Annotated in this window: 18 protein-coding genes; 13 read left to right on the plus strand and 5 right to left on the minus strand. The window is 64.9% G+C overall.

What is annotated here, in order from left to right:
* Positions 1-151: 151 nt before the first annotated feature.
* The 10 genes from tyrS (at position 152) to ruvB (ending at position 8,923) form a co-directional block, all read left to right on the plus strand.
* Positions 152-1,426, plus strand: a complete 1,275-nt coding sequence (tyrS, locus tag ASD28_RS00550; protein WP_056122354.1) for a tyrosine--tRNA ligase — start codon at positions 152-154, stop codon at positions 1,424-1,426.
* Positions 1,423-1,881, plus strand: coding sequence for a D-aminoacyl-tRNA deacylase (dtd, locus tag ASD28_RS00555; protein WP_056122357.1), 459 nt, complete (start codon positions 1,423-1,425; stop codon positions 1,879-1,881). Before tyrS ends, dtd begins: the two co-directional genes overlap by 4 nt.
* 58 nt (positions 1,882-1,939) lie before the next feature.
* Positions 1,940-2,614, plus strand: coding sequence for a YbhB/YbcL family Raf kinase inhibitor-like protein (locus ASD28_RS00560; RefSeq protein WP_056122360.1), 675 nt, complete (start codon positions 1,940-1,942; stop codon positions 2,612-2,614).
* 51 nt (positions 2,615-2,665) lie between these two features.
* Positions 2,666-3,340 (plus strand): histidine phosphatase family protein, encoded by a 675-nt coding sequence (locus tag ASD28_RS00565; RefSeq protein ID WP_056122362.1) that lies wholly within the window; start codon positions 2,666-2,668, stop codon positions 3,338-3,340.
* Positions 3,341-3,472: 132 nt separating this feature from the next.
* Entirely contained in the window at positions 3,473-4,498 is a 1,026-nt protein-coding gene (gene dusB / locus ASD28_RS00570; RefSeq protein ID WP_082577022.1) for a tRNA dihydrouridine synthase DusB, read from the plus strand.
* 194 nt (positions 4,499-4,692) lie between these two features.
* Positions 4,693-4,926 (plus strand): helix-turn-helix domain-containing protein, encoded by a 234-nt coding sequence (locus ASD28_RS00575; protein WP_036235444.1) that lies wholly within the window; start codon positions 4,693-4,695, stop codon positions 4,924-4,926.
* Between the two features lie 93 nt (positions 4,927-5,019).
* Complete coding sequence (purH, locus tag ASD28_RS00580) at positions 5,020-6,606, plus strand: bifunctional phosphoribosylaminoimidazolecarboxamide formyltransferase/IMP cyclohydrolase (protein WP_056122369.1); 1,587 nt, start codon at positions 5,020-5,022, stop codon at positions 6,604-6,606.
* Between the two features lie 93 nt (positions 6,607-6,699).
* Positions 6,700-7,245: a crossover junction endodeoxyribonuclease RuvC gene (gene ruvC, locus ASD28_RS00585; RefSeq protein WP_056122372.1), complete on the plus strand. Its 546-nt coding sequence runs from the start codon at positions 6,700-6,702 to the stop codon at positions 7,243-7,245.
* A gap of 16 nt (positions 7,246-7,261) precedes the next feature.
* Entirely contained in the window at positions 7,262-7,840 is a 579-nt protein-coding gene (ruvA, locus tag ASD28_RS00590) for a Holliday junction branch migration protein RuvA (protein WP_036235449.1), read from the plus strand.
* 15 nt (positions 7,841-7,855) lie between these two features.
* Positions 7,856-8,923 (plus strand): Holliday junction branch migration DNA helicase RuvB, encoded by a 1,068-nt coding sequence (ruvB, locus tag ASD28_RS00595; protein ID WP_056122374.1) that lies wholly within the window; start codon positions 7,856-7,858, stop codon positions 8,921-8,923.
* 6 nt (positions 8,924-8,929) lie between these two features.
* Here the strand turns inward: ruvB and ASD28_RS00600 are convergent, their stop codons facing one another.
* The 3 genes from ASD28_RS00600 to ASD28_RS00610 form a co-directional block, all read right to left on the minus strand.
* A complete protein-coding gene (locus tag ASD28_RS00600; protein WP_056122378.1) occupies positions 8,930-9,334 on the minus strand; it encodes a hypothetical protein in 405 nt (134 codons plus the stop codon).
* A 96-nt stretch (positions 9,335-9,430) separates the two neighbouring features.
* On the minus strand, positions 9,431-9,883 hold the full coding sequence (locus ASD28_RS00605) for a DUF2147 domain-containing protein (protein ID WP_056122381.1): 453 nt from the start codon (positions 9,881-9,883) through the stop codon (positions 9,431-9,433).
* A gap of 81 nt (positions 9,884-9,964) precedes the next feature.
* On the minus strand, positions 9,965-10,396 hold the full coding sequence (locus ASD28_RS00610; protein WP_056122384.1) for a hypothetical protein: 432 nt from the start codon (positions 10,394-10,396) through the stop codon (positions 9,965-9,967).
* A 286-nt stretch (positions 10,397-10,682) separates the two neighbouring features.
* Between ASD28_RS00610 and carA the strand changes: the two genes are divergently transcribed.
* The 3 genes from carA to ASD28_RS33130 are packed head-to-tail and all read left to right on the plus strand — an operon-like array spanning position 10,683 to position 17,445.
* Positions 10,683-11,852, plus strand: coding sequence for a glutamine-hydrolyzing carbamoyl-phosphate synthase small subunit (gene carA, locus ASD28_RS00615; RefSeq protein WP_056122387.1), 1,170 nt, complete (start codon positions 10,683-10,685; stop codon positions 11,850-11,852).
* A complete protein-coding gene (carB, locus tag ASD28_RS00620) occupies positions 11,845-15,678 on the plus strand; it encodes a carbamoyl-phosphate synthase large subunit (RefSeq protein ID WP_056122390.1) in 3,834 nt (1,277 codons plus the stop codon). The genes carA and carB overlap by 8 nt, the downstream gene beginning before the upstream one ends.
* 30 nt (positions 15,679-15,708) lie before the next feature.
* Positions 15,709-17,445 (plus strand): methyl-accepting chemotaxis protein, encoded by a 1,737-nt coding sequence (locus ASD28_RS33130; protein ID WP_307166637.1) that lies wholly within the window; start codon positions 15,709-15,711, stop codon positions 17,443-17,445.
* Between the two features lie 57 nt (positions 17,446-17,502).
* On the opposite strand, the gene ASD28_RS00630 is transcribed toward ASD28_RS33130, so the two are convergent.
* Complete coding sequence (locus tag ASD28_RS00630; RefSeq protein ID WP_056122392.1) at positions 17,503-18,036, minus strand: DinB family protein; 534 nt, start codon at positions 18,034-18,036, stop codon at positions 17,503-17,505.
* Between the two features lie 70 nt (positions 18,037-18,106).
* The gene (locus ASD28_RS00635) at positions 18,107-20,905 is read right to left on the minus strand and encodes a valine--tRNA ligase (protein WP_056122395.1); all 2,799 of its coding nucleotides are present in this window, start codon (positions 20,903-20,905) and stop codon (positions 18,107-18,109) included.
* Between the last annotated feature and the right edge of the window lie 76 nt (positions 20,906-20,981).

Raw genomic sequence — 20,981 nt, forward strand, 5'->3', positions numbered from 1 at the left:
ACCGCTTGAACAGCCCAAGACACCGTGATTTTTTGTCGTTGTTATTAGTGTTGTCGTTGAAACTTTTCGTGCGGCAAGATTGATGGGATCGCGAATTATATCAAAATACCGGGTCTTACAACCGCTTTAGTCCTTTTCCTACAAATTTTTTATGACTTCTCCAGAAATTTCTGGTAATGCAAAAATTGCAACGCCAGCAGCCGGTCCGGCTCCTCTGCCCCTGAGCGACGCCGTCCAGGAAGCCCTCGCCATCACCAAGCGCGGTGTGGACGAACTGCTGATCGAGAGCGAATTTGCCCAGAAACTGGCCCGTTCGGAACAGAGCGGCAAGCCGCTGCGCATCAAGCTGGGCCTGGACCCGACGGCGCCCGACCTGCACCTGGGCCACACGGTGGTGCTGAACAAGCTGCGCCAACTGCAGGACCTGGGCCACCAGGTGATCTTCCTGATCGGCGATTTCACGTCGATGATCGGCGACCCGTCGGGCCGCAACGCGACCCGTCCGCCGCTGACCCGCGAGCAGATCGAAGCGAACGCCACCACCTATTTCAAGCAGGCGTCGCTCGTGCTCGACCCGGCGCGCACGGAAATCCGCTACAACTCCGAATGGTGCGACGCCCTCGGCGCGCGCGGCATGATCCAGTTGGCCTCGCGCTACACCGTGGCCCGCATGATGGAGCGCGACGACTTTACCAAGCGCTACAAGAGTGGGACTCCCATTTCCGTCCATGAGTTCCTCTATCCTTTGATGCAGGGCTATGATTCCGTCGCTTTGAAATCGGACCTTGAGCTGGGTGGAACGGACCAGAAATTTAATCTGCTGGTCGGCCGTGAACTGCAGAAAGATTATGGCCAGGAACCGCAGTGCATCCTGACGATGCCGCTGCTGGAAGGCCTGGACGGCGTCGAAAAGATGTCCAAGTCCAAGAACAACTACATCGGCATCACGGAACCGGCCAACACGATGTTCGGCAAGCTGATGAGCATCTCGGACGTGATGATGTGGAAGTACTACGAGCTGCTGTCGTTCCGTTCGCTCCAGGACCTGGCGGCGTTGAAGGCGGAAGTCGAGGGCGGCCGCAACCCGCGCGATGCGAAGGTGGCGCTGGCCCAGGAAATCGTGGCCCGCTTCCACTCGCAGCAGGCGGCCGAGGATGCGCTGGCCGACTTCGTCAACCGCTCCAAGGGCGGCATTCCGGACGACGTGCCGGAAGTGGCCATCGCCGGCGCGCCCCTGGGCCTGCCGCAACTGCTGCGCCAGACGGCCTTGTGCGCCTCCAGCTCGGAAGCGATGCGCATGATCGACCAGGGCGGCGTGCGCATCGACGGCACGGTCGTCTCCGACAAGGCCTTGCAGGTGCAGGCCGGCACGTTCGTGCTGCAGGTCGGCAAGCGCAAGTTCGCCCGCGTGACGCTCACGGCATGATCGGCCTGCTGCAACGGGTCAGCGAGGCCAGCGTCACGGTCGACGGCGAGGTCACGGGTGCGATCGGGCGCGGCCTGATGGTGCTCGTGTGCGCGGAAAAGGGCGACACCGAGCGGGAAGCCGACGCGCTGCTCGCGAAGCTGCTGACCTACCGCGTGTTCGCCGACGACGCCGGCAAGATGAACCGCAGCGTGACGGACGTGGCGGGCGGCCTGCTGCTCGTGCCGCAGTTCACGCTGGCGGCCGACACCCGCTCCGGCACCCGCCCGTCGTTTTCTCCTGCCGCCGCGCCCGAGGACGGACGCCGGCTGTTCGACCATGTCGTGCGCCAGGCGCGCGGGCGTCACGGTATCGTCGAAACGGGTCGTTTCGGCGCCGACATGAAGGTGGCGCTGATCAATGACGGACCGGTGACGTTCTGGCTGCGCATTGATCCACCCCGTGTCGCGAACTGAATTCGGAAACCGCGCGCCGCGGCGAGAGTCTGAGGCTAAGGATGCAGGGAGAGAGAACATGAAGATCTGGAGCGATTCCTTTACCGAGGGCGACATGATTCCGCCCAGATGTGCGTTCGCCGAGATGGACCCCGGCAACCACATCAAGCTGTCGACCAACCGCAGCCCGCACATCGCCTGGGACGACGTGCCGGCCGGTACGCAGTCGCTGGTCCTGCTCGTGCACGACATCGACGTGCCGACGGACGGCACCGACGTGAACAAGGAGGGCCGGACCGTGCCCGATGCGCTGCCGCGCACGGATTTCTATCACTGGTCCCTCGTCGACATTCCCGTGTGCCTGAAATCCTTCGCCGAGGGCAAGTTCTCGGACATGGTCACGCCGGGCGGCAAGAGCGGGCCGCTGGTGCCGTTCACGATCAAGAACGGCACGGAACACCAGCTCCGCCACGGCATCAACGATTACACGGGCTGGTTCGCGAACGATCCCGACATGGCCGGCGAATACTATGGCTACGACGGCCCATGCCCGCCGTGGAACGACGAACGCGTGCACACCTATGTCTTTACGCTGTACGCCCTCGACATTCCACGTTTGCCGCTGGCGGGCCGGTTCACCGGCAAGGAAGTGCGCCTGGCCATCACGGGGCACATCCTGGACGAGGCGAAGATCTTCGGCGTGTACTCGCTCAATCCGGACGTGACGGGCAACCTGATCGGCCAGCCTTCCTGATATTTTTATAAGCCGACACGATCGCTCCGCGGTGCGGGGCGATGCATCCGCATGACGACAACCAACGCATCCGCAGCACCCACCGAGCTCCTCCTGATCCGCCACGGTGAAACGGCCTGGAACGCCGAACGCCGCCTGCAAGGCCACCTGGACATTCCACTGAACGACGAAGGCGAGCGCCAGGCCGCGCTGCTGGCGGGCGCGCTCGCGGGCGAGCCCCTCGACCTCATCATCGCGAGCGACTTGCGCCGGGCCCACCAGACCGCCCAGGCCGTGGCCGACCGCCGCGGACTGACGGTGGCCATCGATCCGGCGCTGCGCGAGCGCGGCTACGGCGGCTTCGAAGGCTTGCTGTACAGCGAAATCGAAGAACGTTTCCCACGTGAATTCGCCGCCTGGCAGGCGCGCGACGTCGATGCGCAACTGCCGCCGGGCCGCAACGTGGGCGAGAGCTTCCGGTCGTTTTTCGACCGCGCCACCGGCGCCATCCTCGCGCTCGCGGCGGACAACCCGGGCAAGACGATCGCGCTGGTCGCGCATGGCGGCGTGCTGGAATGCGCCTACCGGCTCGCGCGCGGGCTGCCGCTGGAGACGCCACGCGACTTCAAGGTCTACAACGCCAGCATCAACCGTTTCCGCTTCGATCCGGCCGATCGCAGCCTCGTCCTGGACAGCTGGGGCGAGGTCGATCACCTGCGTCCGGCCGTGCTCGACGAGCTTCCGTAAAAGTCATGCTGGCGGGATTGGCAAGCGATTTCTGGCGCGTGCGCAACAATCCCGTAAAAAAATGTGCTGATAAATTGAGCAGCGCTTCGGGTAAAATAGCGAGTTCCCGTCGCTTCCCGTAAATTTTCTGCCGTGCAAATTGGTCCTTATACGCTGCGTAACAATGTCTTCGTCGCCCCGATGGCCGGGGTGACCGATCGTCCGTTCCGCCAGCTGTGCAAGAAGCTGGGCGCGGGCTACGCGGTGTCCGAGATGGCCGCGTCGAATCCGCGCCTGTGGGCCAGCGAGAAATCGTCGCGGCGCACGGACCATGCGGGCGAGATGGAGCCGAAGGCCGTGCAAATCGCCGGCGCCGACCCGCACGACCTGGCCGAATGCGCCAAATTCAACGTCGAGCGCGGCGCCCAGATCATCGACATCAATATGGGGTGCCCGGTCAAGAAGGTGTGCAACAACTGGTGCGGTTCGGCGCTGCTGCAGCACGAAGACCTCGTGCAGCGCATCCTGGACGCCGTCGTGAACGCCGTCGACGTGCCCGTCACCCTGAAATTCCGCACCGGCTGGGATCGCCAAAACAAGAACGCGCTGACGATCGCCCGCATGGCCGAGGAAGCCGGCATCGCGATGCTGACCCTGCACGGCCGCACCCGCGCCGATGGCTACAAGGGCGACGCGGAGTACGACACCATCGCCGCCGTCAAGGCCGCCGTCGGCATTCCCGTCGTGGCCAACGGCGACATCACGACGCCGGACAAGGCGAAGTTCGTGCTGGATTACACGGGCGCCGATGCGGTCATGATCGGCCGCGCCGCCCAGGGCCGTCCCTGGATCTGTCGCGAAATCGATTACTTCCTGCGCACGGGCGAGTACATGCCGCCGCCGCTGGTGGACGAGGTGCGCGAGCTGATGCACGAACACCTGCCGGCCCACTACGCCTTTTACGGCGAATACCTGGGCGTGCGCACGGCGCGCAAGCACATCGGCTGGTATGTCGAAGACCTGCCCGGCGGCGAAGAATTCCGTCAGCGCATGAACCGTCTGGAGTCGACCGCTGAACAATTATCTGCCGTCGATGCGTTTTTTAAATCGCAACACCGGTATGGCGACCGGTTACAATACCGGCCCGCGCATCCTGACGATGACGCGATTGCCGCCTAAAAGGAGGCCCGTAAACCTGCTGCGCGTTGCAATTTTGTCCTGCGATGCTCGCTGTACTAGCGTACAGCTGTGCTTCTCGAACAAAATTACTGCCGCTCGTGACGGTTTCCGAGACTCCTTTAAACAACAATTAGAAGAACGTCGGAGACAAACGCTGCCAAAAGCAGCATTTAACCAGGATGAAGCTGTAAACCATGAGCAAAGAAAGTATCCAGGAAGTCGTTCAAAAAAGCCTCGAAGACTATTTCAACGACCTGGGCGAGCAGAAACCGACGAATATCTACGACATGATGCTCCTGACCGTCGAAAAACCGATCCTGCAAGTGGTGATGACGCGGGCGGAGGGCAATCAGTCGCATGCCGCGCAGATGCTGGGCATTAATCGCAATACATTACGCAAGAAGTTGCAGGAGCACGGGCTGCTGTAAGCGCCGGCGGAGGGGCCGGGGCGTGCAGGCGTGCGTCGGCCCTTTGTCCGGCGTGCGCGAGCCCGTCCAGATTTTTTTCAACAGGCCACTCCCATGATCAAACAAGCACTCATCTCCGTTTCCGACAAAACCGGCGTCCTCGATTTCGCGCGTGCGCTGTCCGCCCTCGGCGTGAACATCCTGTCCACTGGCGGTACCGCCAAACTGCTGCAGGACAATGGCGTGCCGGTCACCGAAGTCGCCGACTACACCGGCTTCCCGGAAATGCTCGATGGCCGCGTGAAGACGCTGCATCCGAAGGTCCACGGCGGCATCCTGGCCCGCCGCGATTTCCCGGAACACGTCGCCAAGCTGGAAGAGCACGGCATCCCGCAGATCGACATGGTGGTGGTCAACCTGTACCCGTTCCAGGCCACCGTCGCCAAGGAGCAATGCTCGCTGGAAGACGCGATCGAGAACATCGACATCGGCGGCCCGACCATGCTGCGCTCGGCGGCCAAGAACCACCGCGACGTGGTCGTGATCGTCGACCCGGCCGACTACGGTCCGGTGCTGGCCGAGATGAAAGGTACCGGCGAAGCGGCCGGCAGCGTCGGCTACGAGACGAAATTCCGCCTCGCCAAGAAAGTCTTCGCGCACACGGCGCAATACGACGCCGCCATCACGAACTACCTGACGAGCCTCGGCCCGGACAAGGAACACACGAACCGCGCCGCCTACCCGCAGACGCTGAACCTGCACTTCGAAAAAGTCCAGGACATGCGCTACGGCGAAAACCCGCACCAGACGGCCGCGTTCTACCGCGACCTCGTGCCGGCCGCCGGTAGCCTGGCCAACTACCGCCAGCTGCAGGGCAAGGAACTGTCGTACAACAATATCGCCGACGCGGACGCCGCGTGGGAATGCGTCAAGTCGCTGGGCGGCTTCAACATGCCGGCCGGCTGCGTGATCATCAAGCACGCGAACCCGTGCGGCGTCGCGATCGGCGCCGACGCGCTGGACGCCTACCAGCGCGCCCTCAAGACCGACCCGACCTCGGCCTTCGGCGGCATCATCGCCTTCAACGTGCCGGTCGACGGCCCGGCGGCGGAAGCCGTCGCCAAGCTGTTCGTGGAAGTCCTGATCGCCCCGGCATTCACCGCGGAAGCGCTGCAGATCATGTCCGCGAAGCAGAACGTGCGCCTGCTGGAAATCGCCCTCGGCGACGGCCAGAACGTGTACGACGTCAAGCGCGTGGGCGGCGGCCTGCTCGTGCAGTCGCCGGACGCGAAGAACGTCGGCATGGGCGACCTGCGCGTCGTGTCGAAAAAGCAGCCGACCCCGCAACAGATGCAGGACCTGATGTTCGCCTGGCGCGTGGCCAAGTACGTGAAATCGAACGCGATCGTGTTCTGCGCCGGCGGCATGACCCTCGGCGTGGGCGCCGGCCAGATGAGCCGCATCGACTCCGCACGCATCGCCTCGATCAAGGCGCAGAACGCCGGCCTGTCGCTGGTGGGCTCGGCCGTGGCGTCGGATGCGTTCTTCCCGTTCCGCGACGGCCTGGACGTCGTCGTCGATGCGGGCGCGACCTGCGTGATCCACCCGGGCGGCTCGATGCGCGACCAGGAAGTGATCGACGCGGCGGATGAACGCGGCGTGGTCATGCTCTATACTGGTACGCGTCACTTCCGCCATTAATTGGCGAATGGTCGAGGCAACCTTGTTGCCTCGACCTGTGTTTTTGCACAGTATTTTTCCCACGAAACACCCGCGCCGGTATAACATTCGATAATGATTATTCTCGGCATCGACCCGGGCCTGCGTACGACAGGGTTCGGCGTCATTGAAAAGCAAGGCAGCCGGTTGCGCTACATCGCGTCCGGCACCATCAAGACGGGCTCCGAAGGCGCGCTGCCGCCGCGGCTGAAAGTCATCCTGACGGGCGTCAGCGAAATCGTCGCCACCTACCAGCCGGCCTGCGCGGCCATCGAAAAAGTCTTCGTCAACGTCAATCCGCAGTCGACCCTGCTGCTCGGCCAGGCGCGCGGCGCCGCGATCACGGCCCTCGTCGGCGCCGACCTCGACGTGGCGGAGTACACGCCCACGCAGGTCAAGCAAGCTGTTGTCGGGACCGGCAAGGCCGTCAAGGCGCAGGTGCAGGACATGGTCGCGCGCCTGCTCAAGCTGCCGGGGCTGCCGGGCACGGATGCGGCCGACGCGCTCGGCATCGCCATCTGCCATGCCAACAGCCAGGATGCGCTGGCATTGATCGGCACGCTCGCGCCGGCCAATCCGAAAAAGCCGACGCTGCACATGAAGCGCGGCCGCCTCGTCTAATTATTGAAAGGTCACCATGATCGGTCGTCTCTCCGGAGTCCTGCTGGAAAAGAACCCGCCGCAAGTGCTCGTCGATTGCCAGGGCGTCGGTTATGAAGTCGACGTACCGATGAGCACGTTCTACAACCTGCCGCACACGGGCGAGAAGGTCACCCTGTTCACGCACTACGTCGTGCGCGAGGATGCGCACCTGCTGTTCGGCTTCGGGTCGGCGAACGAGCGCGCCGTGTTCCGCCAGCTGATCAAGATCACCGGCGTCGGCGCGCGCACGGCACTGTCCATCCTGTCCGGCATGACTGTGAACGATCTCGCCCAGGCCGTGACGTTGCAGGAAGCGGGGCGCCTGGTCAAGGTGCCGGGCATCGGCAAGAAGACGGCCGAGCGCCTGCTGCTGGAACTGAAGGGCAAGCTGGGCGCCGACATCGGCGTCGCGGCCGGCACGCCGCACGACGATGCGCAGGCAGACGTGCTCAATGCGCTGCTGGCTTTGGGGTATTCTGACAAGGAAGCCCTCATCGCCATCAAGAACATGCCGGCCGGGACCAGCGTCTCCGACGGCATCAAGCTGGCGCTGAAGGCGTTGTCCAAGGCGTAATTTTAGAAGTCAACGATGAGCATCCAGACCGACAATTTCACCGAGCAGCGCATCATCGACGCGGCGCCGGCCTCGCCCAACGAGGAGGCGATCGAGCGCGCGTTGCGCCCCAAGCATCTGGACGAATATGTCGGCCAGGAAAAGATCCGCGACCAGCTCGAAATCTTCATCCACGCGGCCCGCAAGCGCCGCGAGGCGCTCGACCACACGCTGCTGTTCGGCCCGCCGGGCCTCGGCAAGACGACGCTGGCGCACATCATCGCGCGCGAGATGGGCGTCAACCTGCGCCAGACGTCCGGCCCCGTGCTGGAGCGCCCCGGTGACCTGGCCGCGCTGCTGACGAACCTGGAAGCGAACGACGTCCTGTTCATCGACGAGATCCACCGCCTGTCGCCCGTGGTCGAGGAGATCCTGTACCCGGCGCTGGAAGACTACCAGATCGACATCATGATCGGCGAAGGCCCGGCCGCGCGTTCCGTGAAGCTCGACCTGCAGCCGTTCACGCTCGTCGGCGCCACGACGCGCGCGGGCATGCTGACGAATCCGCTGCGCGACCGTTTCGGCATCGTCGCCCGGCTGGAGTTCTACAACGTCGAGGAATTGACGAAGATCGTCGCCCGCAGCGCCGCGCTGCTGGAAGCGCCGACCGACGAGGAGGGTGCGCGCGAAGTCGCCAAGCGCGCCCGCGGCACGCCCCGTATCGCCAACCGCCTGCTGCGCCGCGTGCGCGATTATGCGGAAGTGAAGGGTAATGGCGAGATCACGCGCGAGATGGCCGACCGCGCGCTGCGCATGCTTGACGTGGACACGGTGGGCTTCGACGTGATGGACCGGAAGCTGCTGGAAGCGGTGCTGTTCAAGTTCGCCGGCGGCCCGGTGGGCATCGGCAACCTGGCGGCCGCCATCGGCGAAGCGGCGGATACAATCGAGGACGTGCTGGAACCGTTCCTGATCCAGCAGGGTTATCTGCAGCGCACACCGCGCGGGCGCATCGCCACGCCACTGGCCTACCGGCATTTCGGCGTCGCCGCGCCGCGCATCAGCCCGACCGGCGACCTGTGGGACAACCTCCCGCCTGCCTAGTTCACGTCAGGGCAGCGCCGGCTCCTGGCGGTCGCGCTTGCGCATGGGACGCTGGCTTTCAGGGAAGCCCGGAAAGACGAAGCTGATGAACATCAGCACGGAGGCCGCGAGCAGCGCGCCGCCGGCCACCAGCATCTCTTCCTGGGTACGCGTCAGCATGACGGCAACGCTGGCGGCCATCGGCAGCAGCAGCAGCAGGCCGCCCAGGATGCGCAGGATGATGGACCGGCGCATGCGCGACCCCAGCAGGGCGATGTACAGGAAGCTGCCGGAGACGAGGCTCATGCCGAACAGGCCGCCCAGCACGGGCCAGCCGGGCATGCCGCGGGTGCCGACATCGGAGAGCACGAGCGGCAGCGCCATGGGGATGACAATGCCGATCAGGAACGACAGGAGCCGCAGGAAGATCATGTGAATGCCAATTGGTTGAACGAAACATTCACCAGATTAGCATACCGGCATCGGCCGTGGCGCGCAGGACACGCACTGTTGTAAATACAAATGTCGTTATTCCTGGCGCAGCCAGACCTGCGACCGCCCGAACATCGGCACGCCCACATAGCCACGCACTTCGAGCTTCTTGCCGCCTTCGTGGATGCTCAGCTTGCTCTTGTAGACCTTGCCGTTCTTCGGGTCGAGGATCTCGCCGCCCGTGTACTCGTCGCCGTTCTTGCGCAGGCCCGACACGATGGTCATGCCGACGATCGGCTGGTCCTTGCGCGCGCCCTGGCACAGCGTGCATTTCGGGTTCTGGTCCTCTTCCGGCGTGCGGAACAGCTTTTCGATCTTGCCCTGCAGTTCGCCCTGGGTTTCCGTGATGCGGATCAGGGCGGTCGGCTTGCCGGAGGCATCGTCGATGGTCTTCCACAGCCCGACGGGCGAGGCGTCCTGGGCCCAGGCGAGCGGGGCGGCAAGAGCGGCGGCAAACGTAAGGATGGCGGCGTGGGCGAGAGGGCGCATTGTGTCTCCTGTTGGAATATTGGTTGCGTGCTCTGCCAGTGTAACAAACTGCACGGTCGTTCGGTAAACGACAGCCTGGCCTCAGGAGCCGTTTTGCCGGGCTTTCAGGCCGGCAATCGTCGAGGTGGCTTCGGGCGGCAGTGTCGCGCCGAGGCGGTGCAGGACGAACGGCGTCTTGTCCGGGCCCGTGCACGTGAAGGAGGGCGCGGACGCGTCGTAGCGGCAGGTCATCGCGACGTCCGTCGCCGGCGCGCCTTTCGGCAGGTAGGGCCGCAGCCGCAGCGTGTCGCCGTCCAGCGCCGCGCGAACCGGGAAGCCAATGATGGGGCGCGCGTTGTCTGCCCCCGTGGCCGGCGGTGCGGCGCCAGCCATCAGGCCATCGCCGTCGGCCTGCAGGTACATGACGGTTTGCGCGGAGCCCCAGCTGCCGGCGACGTGGGCTGGCAGGGGATCGGCCGCATGGGCGGACACATGCCATGCAAAGGCGAACAACAGCGGAATCAGGCGTTTCATGGGACCTCTCGATGGACGAAGTCCGGACGAGTATAGCGAAGCGCGTGCGCTGCATTGACTCACATTGTCACATCGGGCACGGACGGTTCCGTAATGACACTTGTAAATCGATAGGCGAAGTGTCGTTTTTTTCGTTTCACAAAAAAATTTCCGTGCGGCACTAAAAAAAGTGCGCTACTGTTCCGATTCTCGTCGTTTCTGCAAAGCAGGAAACTGGCATCAGGCTACATATGCGCAGCGGGTGTTCCATTGCGCGCTTCACTACATCGTATTGCGAGGAGTCTCCATGAAACACCCTCTCGACCGAGCGCCGGGTACGGAAACCCGGGCGATACTCGCCCTCGCGGACGGCAGCATCTTTCCCGGACATGGCATCGGCGCAACCGGTCACACCACTGGCGAGGTCGTCTTCAACACCGCGATGACTGGCTACCAGGAAATCTTGACCGATCCCAGCTACATGCGCCAGGTCGTCACGCTGACCTATCCGCACATCGGCAACACCGGCGTCAATCCGGAAGACGGTGAATCGTCCAATGGTCCCGCGGCGCGGGTTCACGCCGCGGGCCTGGTCATCAAGGATCTGCCGCTGCTGGCATCGAATTTTCGCGCAACCCAGGCACTCTCGGATTACCTGAAGGCCCAGGGCGTGGTCGCCATCGCCGGCATCGATACCCGCAAGCTCACGCGCATCCTGCGCAGCAAGGGAGCGCAGAACGGCGCCATCGCCGTCGGCTTGTCCGCCGACGAAACGGTCGCGCTGGCCCGCGGCTTCGAAGGCCTGGGGGGCATGGACCTGGCCAAGCTCGCCAGTATCCGCGAGCGCTACGAGTGGCGCGCGACGGAATGGCGCCTTGGCGCGGGTCATGGCGTCCAGGATGCGCCGCGTTTCCACGTGGTCGCGTACGACTTCGGCATCAAGGCCAACATCCTGCGCATGCTGGCCCAACGCGGCTGCCGCGTGACGGTGGTGCCGGCGCAAACCGGTGCCGCGGAGGTATTGGCGCTCGCTCCGGACGGCGTGTTCCTGTCGAACGGCCCCGGCGATCCGGCCCCGTGCGACTATGCGATCGCCGCGTCGCGCGACATCATCGAGCGGGGCGTGCCGACCTTCGGCATCTGCCTCGGCCACCAGATCATGGCGCTCGCTTCGGGCGCGCAGACCGTCAAGATGAAGTTCGGCCACCACGGCGCCAATCACCCCGTGCAGGACCTGGCCAGCGGCCGGGTCATGATCACGTCGCAGAACCATGGTTTTGCGGTCGACGCGGCCACCTTGCCGGCCAATTGCCGCGTGACCCACGTGTCGCTGTTCGACGGTTCGCTGCAGGGCTTCGAGCGTACCGACAGGCCGGCCTTCTGTTTCCAGGGCCACCCCGAGGCCTCGCCCGGTCCGCACGACCTGGGCACTCTTTTCGATCGTTTCATCTCGCTGATGGAGGCATCTCATGCCTAAGCGCACCGATATCAAAAGCATCCTGATCATCGGCGCCGGTCCGATCGTGATCGGCCAGGCGTGCGAATTCGACTACTCGGGCGCCCAGGCCTGCAAGGCCTTGCGCGAGGAGGGCTACAAGGTCATCCTGGTCAACAGCAATCCCGCCACGATCATGACCGACCCGGACATGGCCGACGTCACGTACATCGAGCCGATCCAGTGGGAAGTCGTGGCGCGCATCATCGCCACCGAAAGACCGGATGCCGTCCTGCCCACGATGGGCGGCCAGACGGCGCTCAACTGCGCGCTCGACCTGCATCGCCACGGCGTGCTGGCCGAGCACGGCGTGGAACTGATCGGCGCGACGCCGGACGCCATCGACAAGGCCGAGGATCGCTCCCGGTTCAAGGAGGCGATGACGAAGATCGGCCTGGGCTCGGCCCGTTCGGGCGTGGCCCACAACATGGCCGAGGCCTGGGCCGAGCAGACCAAGCTGGGCTTCCCCGTCATCATCCGCCCGTCGTTCACGATGGGAGGAAGCGGCGGCGGCATCGCGCACGACGCGCGCGAATTCAACGCCATCTGCGCGCGCGGCCTGGAACTGTCGCCTACCTCCGAACTGCTGATCGAGGAATCGCTCGTCGGCTGGAAGGAATACGAGATGGAGGTCGTCCGCGACAAGAAGGACAACTGCATCATCGTCTGCTCGATCGAGAACCTGGACCCGATGGGCGTGCACACGGGCGACTCGATCACCGTCGCGCCGGCGCAGACCTTGACGGACAAGGAATACCAGATCATGCGCAACGCGTCGCTCGCCGTGCTGCGCGAGATCGGCGTCGACACGGGCGGCTCGAACGTGCAGTTCGCGGTCAACCCGGCCGATGGCCGCATGATCGTCATCGAGATGAATCCGCGCGTGTCGCGTTCGTCGGCGCTCGCTTCCAAGGCCACCGGCTTTCCGATCGCCCGCGTGGCGGCCAAGCTGGCCGTCGGCTTCACGCTCGATGAACTGCGCAACGAGATCACCGGCGGCGCGACCCCGGCCTCGTTCGAGCCGGCTATCGATTACGTCGTCACCAAGATTCCGCGCTTCGCTTTCGAAAAATTCCCCGGTGCCGACACAAGCCTGACCACACAGATGAAATCCGTGGGCGAAGTGATGGCGATGGGCCGTACCTTCCAGGAGTCGTTCCAGAAGGCGTTGCGCGGCCTGGATATCGGCGTCGATGGGCTGCGGCGCAGGCGATCGTACCCCGAGGTGATCGAGGCGGAACTCGCGGCGCCCGGTCCGGAGCGAATCTGGTTCGTGGGCGACGCGTTCGCCCAGGGGTATTCGCTGGACGACGTGCATCGTCTGTCGCGCATCGATCCGTGGTTCCTGGCGCAGATCCAGGACCTGGTCGAGGTCGAACTGTGGCTGGAGACCCAGCGCCTCGGCGCCCTGGACGAACCCATCCTGCGCAGGTTGAAGCAACAGGGTTTCTCGGATCGCCGCCTGGCGGCGCTGCTGAAGACCCACGAGGACGAGGTCCGGGCGCGCCGCCACCAGTTGGGCGTGCGCCCCGTGTACAAGCGCGTCGATACCTGCGCCGCCGAATTCGCCACCCGCACCGCGTACCTGTATTCGACCTACGACGACGAGTGCGAAGCGGAACCCAGCGACAAGCGCAAGATCGTGGTGCTGGGCGGCGGCCCGAACCGCATCGGCCAGGGTATCGAATTCGACTACTGCTGCGTCCATGCCGCCATGGCGCTGCGCGAAGACGGTTACGAGACCATCATGGTCAACTGCAATCCGGAGACCGTCTCGACCGACTACGATACGTCGGATCGCCTGTACTTCGAATCGCTTACCCTGGAAGACGTGCTGGAAATCGTTGCTCTGGAAAAGCCGGAAGGCGTGATCGTCCAGTACGGCGGGCAGACGCCGCTGAAGCTGGCACTGGCGCTGGAGGCCAACGGCGTGCCGATCATCGGCACGTCGCCCGACATGATCGACGCGGCCGAAGACCGCGAGCGCTTCCAGCAGCTGCTGAACAGGCTGGAGCTGCGCCAGCCGCTGAACCGGACCGCGCGTACCGAGCTCGAGGCCGTGCGCATGGCGGAGGAAATCGGCTATCCGCTGGTGGTGCGCCCATCGTACGTGTTGGGCGGGCGGGCGATGGAGATCGTGCATGAGCAGGCCGACCTCGAACGCTACATGCGCGAAGCCGTCAAGGTGTCGCATGATTCGCCGGTGTTGCTGGACCGCTTCCTGAACGACGCCATCGAGTGCGACGTCGACTGCGTCGCGGACGGCACTGACGTCGTGATCGGCGGCGTGATGGAACATATCGAGCAGGCGGGCATCCATTCCGGCGATTCGGCCTGTTCGCTGCCGCCGTATTCGCTGGCGCCGGAGACGATCGCGGAACTCAAGCGCCAGACCTCCCGGATGGCGCGCGGCCTGAACGTCGTCGGCTTGATGAACGTGCAGTTCGCGATCCAGCAGGTCAAGGTGGACGGCAGGCTGCGCGACCATGTCTACGTCCTGGAAGTGAACCCGCGCGCCTCGCGCACGGTGCCGTTCGTGTCGAAGGCGACGGGACTGCAGCTGGCCAAGATCGCCGCGCGCTGCATGGCGGGGCAGTCGCTGGCGAGCCAGGGCGTGACGGCGGAAGCCGTCCCGTCCCGCTTCTGCGTCAAGGAATCCGTGTTCCCGTTCGCGAAATTCCCCGGCGTCGATACCATCCTCGGCCCGGAAATGAAATCGACCGGCGAAGTGATGGGCGTGGGGGCCACGTTCGGCGAAGCGTTCTACAAGGCGCAACTGGCGGCCAACGTACGCCTGCCGCGCGCAGGCCGGGTCTTCATGCGCGTCAAGCGCGGCGACCAGGCGCGCGCCGCGGCGCTGGCCCGTCAGTTGCACGCGGCCGGTTTCACGCTGTGCGCCAGCCACGTCACCGCGACCGTGATCGCGGCGGCCGACATTCCAGTCGTGACCGTGGACGACGCCGAGGCGCTCGATCTGATGCACGCCCGCGAGATCGCGCTGGTCGTGTTGACCGTGGACGAGAAGCGCGCCGCCATCTACGCGTCGAGCGCGCTGCGCGTGGCCGCGCTGGCATGCGGTGCACCGTGCTATACGACCATCGCCGGCGCCGAAGCGGCGCTGGAGGGAATCCGCCACATCGACAACTATGGCCTGTATTCCTTGCATACGCTGCACGGCGAGACCCCCGCGACGCCGTCCGCGCGCGGCCGCCCGGCGCCGACCGAGGCCGACCTGGCGGCCGCGGCGGCCACGATTCCCGAGCGCCGCCGGCACGAGCGCAAGCGCGTGACGGGTGCCGAGCCGCTGAAGGTGTTCATCCGCCAGCCGTTCACCGAATCGGACGCGCGGCAGCAGCGCATGATCAGCGACATCATGCACCTGATCGACAGCGCCAACGGGGCACCGTATGCGTTCGATTACCTGACCGGCACGCAGGCCGAAAGCGCTCTCACGTTCAAGCACTCCTTCGAACGCGAGCAGCACATGCCGTTCACGCCCCGGAACTTCCGCAACCACCGCCTGGGATTGCTGGACCACGCAGACGTGATGATCAACATCCGCGTCGGCATGAGCGAAAGCAGTGCCTTCGAACTGAGTTACCACATCTTCAAGGGACGGCGCACCCCGGTGCTGTTCCTTGTGTGGAAAGGCGCACCGATCAAGACGACCCTGATCCGCGAACTCGAGGACCTGGTCGACGTGACGTACGTCGAATTTGACGAGGTGGAGGAGCTGCGCTCGTCCATCCACCAGTTTTTCAACAGCCGCCGCTTCGATGGCGTATCGTGCCGCGCGCTAAACGATTGAGAACGCCGAGGAATGAAAATGTTAAATAATATGAAGATTAAGACGCTCGTCGTGACGGCATTGAGCTTGCTCGTCGCGCTGATGCTGGTGATTGGCGTCATGGGCTTGTACGGCGCGGACCGGTCGGTAGGCCTGATCCGCCACGTGATCCTGGCGGACCAGAAAAGCGCTTACGACCAAAAGTCGATCCGCCTCGACATGGAGCTGGCGCGCAGCCAGATCCTCCAGGCCTTGCAGCATAACCCGACGCTGTCCTGGTCGCAGCTGCATGACCACCCGCTGACCGTGCATTTCACGCAGATCGATGCCCTGTCGAACGCCACGACCGACAAGTGGACGAAGTACAGTGGGTCAATCCGCAATGGCGAGGAAAAGCGCCTGGCCGAGGAATGGTTCGCCAAGAGCGATAATCTGGGCGTGGCGCATATCAAGGCGGCGTCCGACGCGATCCGGGCGGGTGACTGGGACGGTGCGGAAACAATCCTGATCAAGAAGATCAATCCGTCGTACCGGATCGGTGACGAAGCCATGGCGGCGCTCACGCACGCGTCCGAGGCGCGCGCGGCCACCAACGAGGCGGACGTCGCCGACAGCCTGCGCCACACCGCGTATCTGGCGGGCGGCGTGCTGTTGCTGGCCGCGCTGGTCGGCGTCGCCGTGGGCGCGGCGATGATCCGTGGGATCTCGGCGCCGCTTGGCGAAGCAACCGCCATCGCGTCCCGCGTTGCCGCGGGCGACCTGACCGGACGGATCGAGGCGCGTGGCAACAACGAAATCGGCACCCTGCTGGCGGCCCTGTCCCAAATGAAAGCCAACCTGGCCGGTATCGTGGCGGAAGTGCGCACCAGTACCCACACCATTTCCAGCGCCTCCACCCAGATCGCGGCCGGCAACATGGACCTGTCGGAACGTACTTGCGGCCAGGCCAGTTCGCTGGAACAGACCGCCGCGTCGATGGAAGAGCTGACCGGCACGGTACGCCAGAACGCCGACAACGCGCGCCAGGCCAATCAGTTGGCGGTATCGGCGTCGGAGGTGGCGGTGCGCGGCGGCGGCCTCGTGGCACAAGTGGTGGACACGATGGGTTCGATCAACGAGTCCTCGCGCAAGATCGTGGACATCATCGGCGTCATCGACGGGATCGCGTTCCAGACCAATATCCTCGCGCTGAACGCGGCGGTGGAGGCGGCCCGGGCCGGCGAGCAGGGCCGTGGCTTCGCGGTCGTCGCGTCCGAGGTGCGCAACCTGGCCCAGCGCTCGGCCGGCGCCGCGAAGGAAATCAAACAACTGATCGGCGATTCCGTGAGCAAGGTCGACAGCGGCGCGCGCCTGGTCGACGAGGCCGGTGTCACGATGAAAGAGATCGTCAGCGGCATCCAGCGCGTGACGGACATCATGGGCGAAATCACCCAGGCGAGCCAGGAACAGACTTCCGGGCTCGACCAGATCAACGAGGCGATCGGACAGATGGATTCGATCACGCAGCAGAACGTGGCCCTGGTCGAGGAAGCCACTGCCGCCGCCACGTCGCTGCTGGACCAGGTCGGTGCGCTGAGCGGCGTCGTGGACGTGTTCGTGCTGGACGAGGTGCCGGGCCAGCGTCAACGTCATCGTGCGTCCGTCACGAGCCCGGGAACGAAGCCGGACGCCCCGGTGCGCGCACTGTCCGCGCCCGCGCGGCGAGCGACCGGCGCGGCGAGCGCGGGTGCGCCATCCGCCGCGAAGCGGACAACCGCGGTGGAGGACGAGGCGTGGGAAACGTTTTGATGGCGTAGGCCAGCGCGGGTCATGCGGCGAGCCTCAATAGGCCGCCGCGTAACCGCGTCAAGCCACGTCCGGCAACAGCAGGAGGATGTCCGTCGGACCGACGTCGATGCCCATCTGCGAGAACAGCGTCGTGGCCTGGCCCCGGTGATGCGTCTGGTGGTTGAACACGTGCAGCAGCACGTCGCCCAGGCGCTTGGTGCTGGCGATCCCTTTCATGGAGGTCCACGTGAGCGCGCCGTCCAGGCGCGCGTCCCGCACCTCCGCGCAGAAGGCGCTGATGGCCGCGTCCAGCTGCACGCGCAGCGCGTCCAGCTCGGGCAGCGTCGCGCACAGCCGGTGGTCCAGCGAGGTGGGACGGGGCAGCTCGTCCAGGCACTGCAGCGATGCCAGGCCCGGCACGCCGGCCGCGATGCGCTTGAACCAGATGAGGTCCGCGATCACGAGGTGGTTCAGCGTGCCGAAGACCGACCCGAAGAACGCGCCCCGGTCTTCATGCAGGCGCTCCGCCGGCAGCGCGGCGGCCGCGCCGTACAGCTTCCGGTTCATCCATTCGTTGTAGGCGGCCAGTTGTGCGAAGTGGGCAGTCGTCATGGGCGTGATCCGATAAAAAAAAACGCGCCGGTGTCGAGCCGGCGCGTCGTTCATTGGGGCGTCTACGGCATCAGGCCGGCGGCAGCTTGGCGAACTGCTCGTTCAGCTTGGCCAGCGTGGCGCTGAAGTTGTCCAGGCGCTCGCGTTCCTGCGCGACGACGGCCGCCGGTGCGCGGGCGACGAAGCTTTCGCTGGACAGCTTGCCATTCGCCTTGGCGATCTCGCCTTCGATGCGCACGATCTCCTTTTTCAGGCGCTCGCGTTCGGCGGCGACGTCGATCTCCACCTTCAGCATCAGCTTGGTCGTGCCGACGATGGCGACGGCGGCCGGCGAATCCGGCAGCGCATCGACGATCTGCACTTCCGACAGCTTGGCCAGCAGCGCGACGTAAGGCGCGAAGCCTTGTGCGGCCGCGCGGTCGGCATCGTTCGCCGGCTCGACGATCAGCGGCACGCGCACGGAAGGCGACAGCTTCATTTCGCCGCGCAGGTTGCGGGTCGCGTCGGTGACCTTCTTGAACTGGTCCATCCAGCTTTCCGCATCCGCGTCGATCAACGACTCGTCGGCGATCGGGTACGGCTGCAGCATGATCGTGTCGCCGGTTTTGCCGGCCAGCGGCGCGACGGCCTGCCACAGCGCTTCGGTGACGAACGGGATGATCGGATGCGCGAGGCGCAGCACGACTTCCAGCACGCGCAGCAGGGTGTGGCGGGTGGCGCGCTGCTGCGCTTCCGTGCCCTGCTGGACCTGCACCTTGGCCAGCTCCAGGTACCAGTCGCAGTACTCGTCCCAGACGAAGCTGTAAATCGAATTGGCGATGTTGTCGAAGCGGTAATCCTCGAAGCCCTTCGCCACGTCCAGCTCGACGCGGTTCAGGCGCGAGATGATCCAGCGGTCGGCCTGCGAGTAGTCGGCGGCGTCCGGCTTGCCGCAGTCTTTACCCTCGGTGTTCATCAGCACGAAGCGGGTGGCGTTCCACAGCTTGTTGCAGAAGTTGCGGTAGCCTTCGCAGCGGCCCAGGTCGAAGTTGATGTTGCGGCCGAGGGACGCGTAGCTCGCCATCGTGAAGCGCACGGCGTCCGTGCCGAATGCAGGGATCCCGTCCGGGAATTCCTTGCGCGTCGCCTTGGCGATCTTCTCGGCGGCTTTCGGATTCATCAGGCCCGTCGTGCGCTTGGCGACGAGCGATTCCACGTCGATGCCGTCGATCAGGTCGATCGGGTCGAGCGTGTTGCCCTTCGATTTCGACATCTTCTGGCCCGACGAATCGCGCACGAGGCCGTGCACGTACACGGTCTTGAACGGGACCTTGCCGGTGAAGTGCGCCGTCATCATGACCATGCGCGCGACCCAGAAGAAGATGATGTCGAAGCCGGTGACGAGCACGGAGGAGGGCAGGAACATCTCCATGTCCTTCGTCTGCTCCGGCCAGCCGACCGTCGAGAACGGGACGAGCGCGGACGAGAACCACGTGTCCAGCACGTCGTCGTCGCGTTTCAGTTCGCCCTGGACGCCGGCCGCCGCCGCCTTCTGCTGCGCTTCTTCCTCGTTGCGGGCGACGACGACTTCGCCGTTCGGACCGTACCAGGCCGGGATGCGGTGGCCCCACCACAGCTGGCGCGAGATGCACCAGTCCTGGATGTTGTTCAGCCACTGGTTGTACGTGGTCGTCCAGTTCTCCGGGACGAACTTGACCTCGCCGCTCGCGACCTTTTCCAGCGCCACGTCGGTGATCGACTTGCCCGGATTGTGCGTGCCTTCCGGCGCCGGCTTGCTCATCGCGACGAACCACTGGTCCGTCAGCATCGGCTCGATGACGACGCCCGTGCGGTCGCCGCGCGGCACCTGCAGCTTGTGCGGCTTGACCTGTTCCAGCAGGCCTTGCGCTTCGAGGTCGGCGACGATCTTCTTGCGCGCTTCGAAGCGGTCCAGGCCGCGGTAGGCTTCCGGCGCGTCGTCCGTGATCGTAGCAATGAGCGTCATGATCGACGGCATCGGCAGGTTATGGCGCTGGCCGACCGCGTAGTCGTTGAAGTCGTGCGCCGGCGTGATCTTCACGCAGCCGGTGCCGAACGCTTTATCCACGTAGCTGTCGGCGATGACGGGGATCTCGCGGCCGACGAGCGGCAGCTTGAGCATCTTGCCGTGCAGGTGCGTGTAGCGTTCGTCGGTCGGGTCGACGGCGACGGCGACGTCGCCCAGCATCGTCTCCGGACGCGTCGTCGCGACCGTCAGGTGGCCGCTGCCGTCCGCCAGCGGGTACTGGATGTACCACATCGAGCCGTCTTCTTCTTCCGATACCACTTCGAGGTCGGAGACCGCAGTGCCCAGCACCGGGTCCCAGTTGACGAGGCGCTTGCCGCGGTAGATCAGGCCCTGTTCGAACAGGCGCACGAACACTTCGGTGACGGTCTTCGAGCGCGGCTCGTCCATCGTGAAGTATTCGCGGTTCCAGTCGGCCGAGGCGCCCAGGCGGCGCATCTGGCCCGTGATCGTGCTGCCCGACTTTTCCTTCCACTCCCAGACCTTCTCGACGAAGGCTTCGCGGCCCAGGTCATGGCGCGAGATCTTTTGCGCGTCGAGCTGGCGCTCCACGACGATCTGGGTGGCGATGCCGGCGTGGTCGGTGCCCGGGATCCACGCCGTGTTGAAGCCACGCATGCGGTAGTAGCGGGTCAGGCCATCCATGACGGTCTGGTTGAAGGCGTGGCCCATGTGCAGGGTGCCCGTCACGTTCGGCGGCGGCAGCTGGATGCTGAACGACGGCTTGCCGTCGTCCATCGACGCGGCGAAGTAACCGCGCTGTTCCCATTCCGTGCGCCAGAATTGTTCGATGTCGACTGGCTCGAAAGACTTGGCTAATTCCATGATGTGGCTGTATAGGCTGTATGGGCTGAAAATGCGAAAACGACCATTATAGATGCTTTACGCGGCTGTAAATGAA

It is taken from the genome of Massilia sp. Root133 (assembly GCF_001426525.1).
Classification (GTDB): Bacteria; Pseudomonadota; Gammaproteobacteria; order Burkholderiales; family Burkholderiaceae_D; genus Telluria; species Telluria orientalis.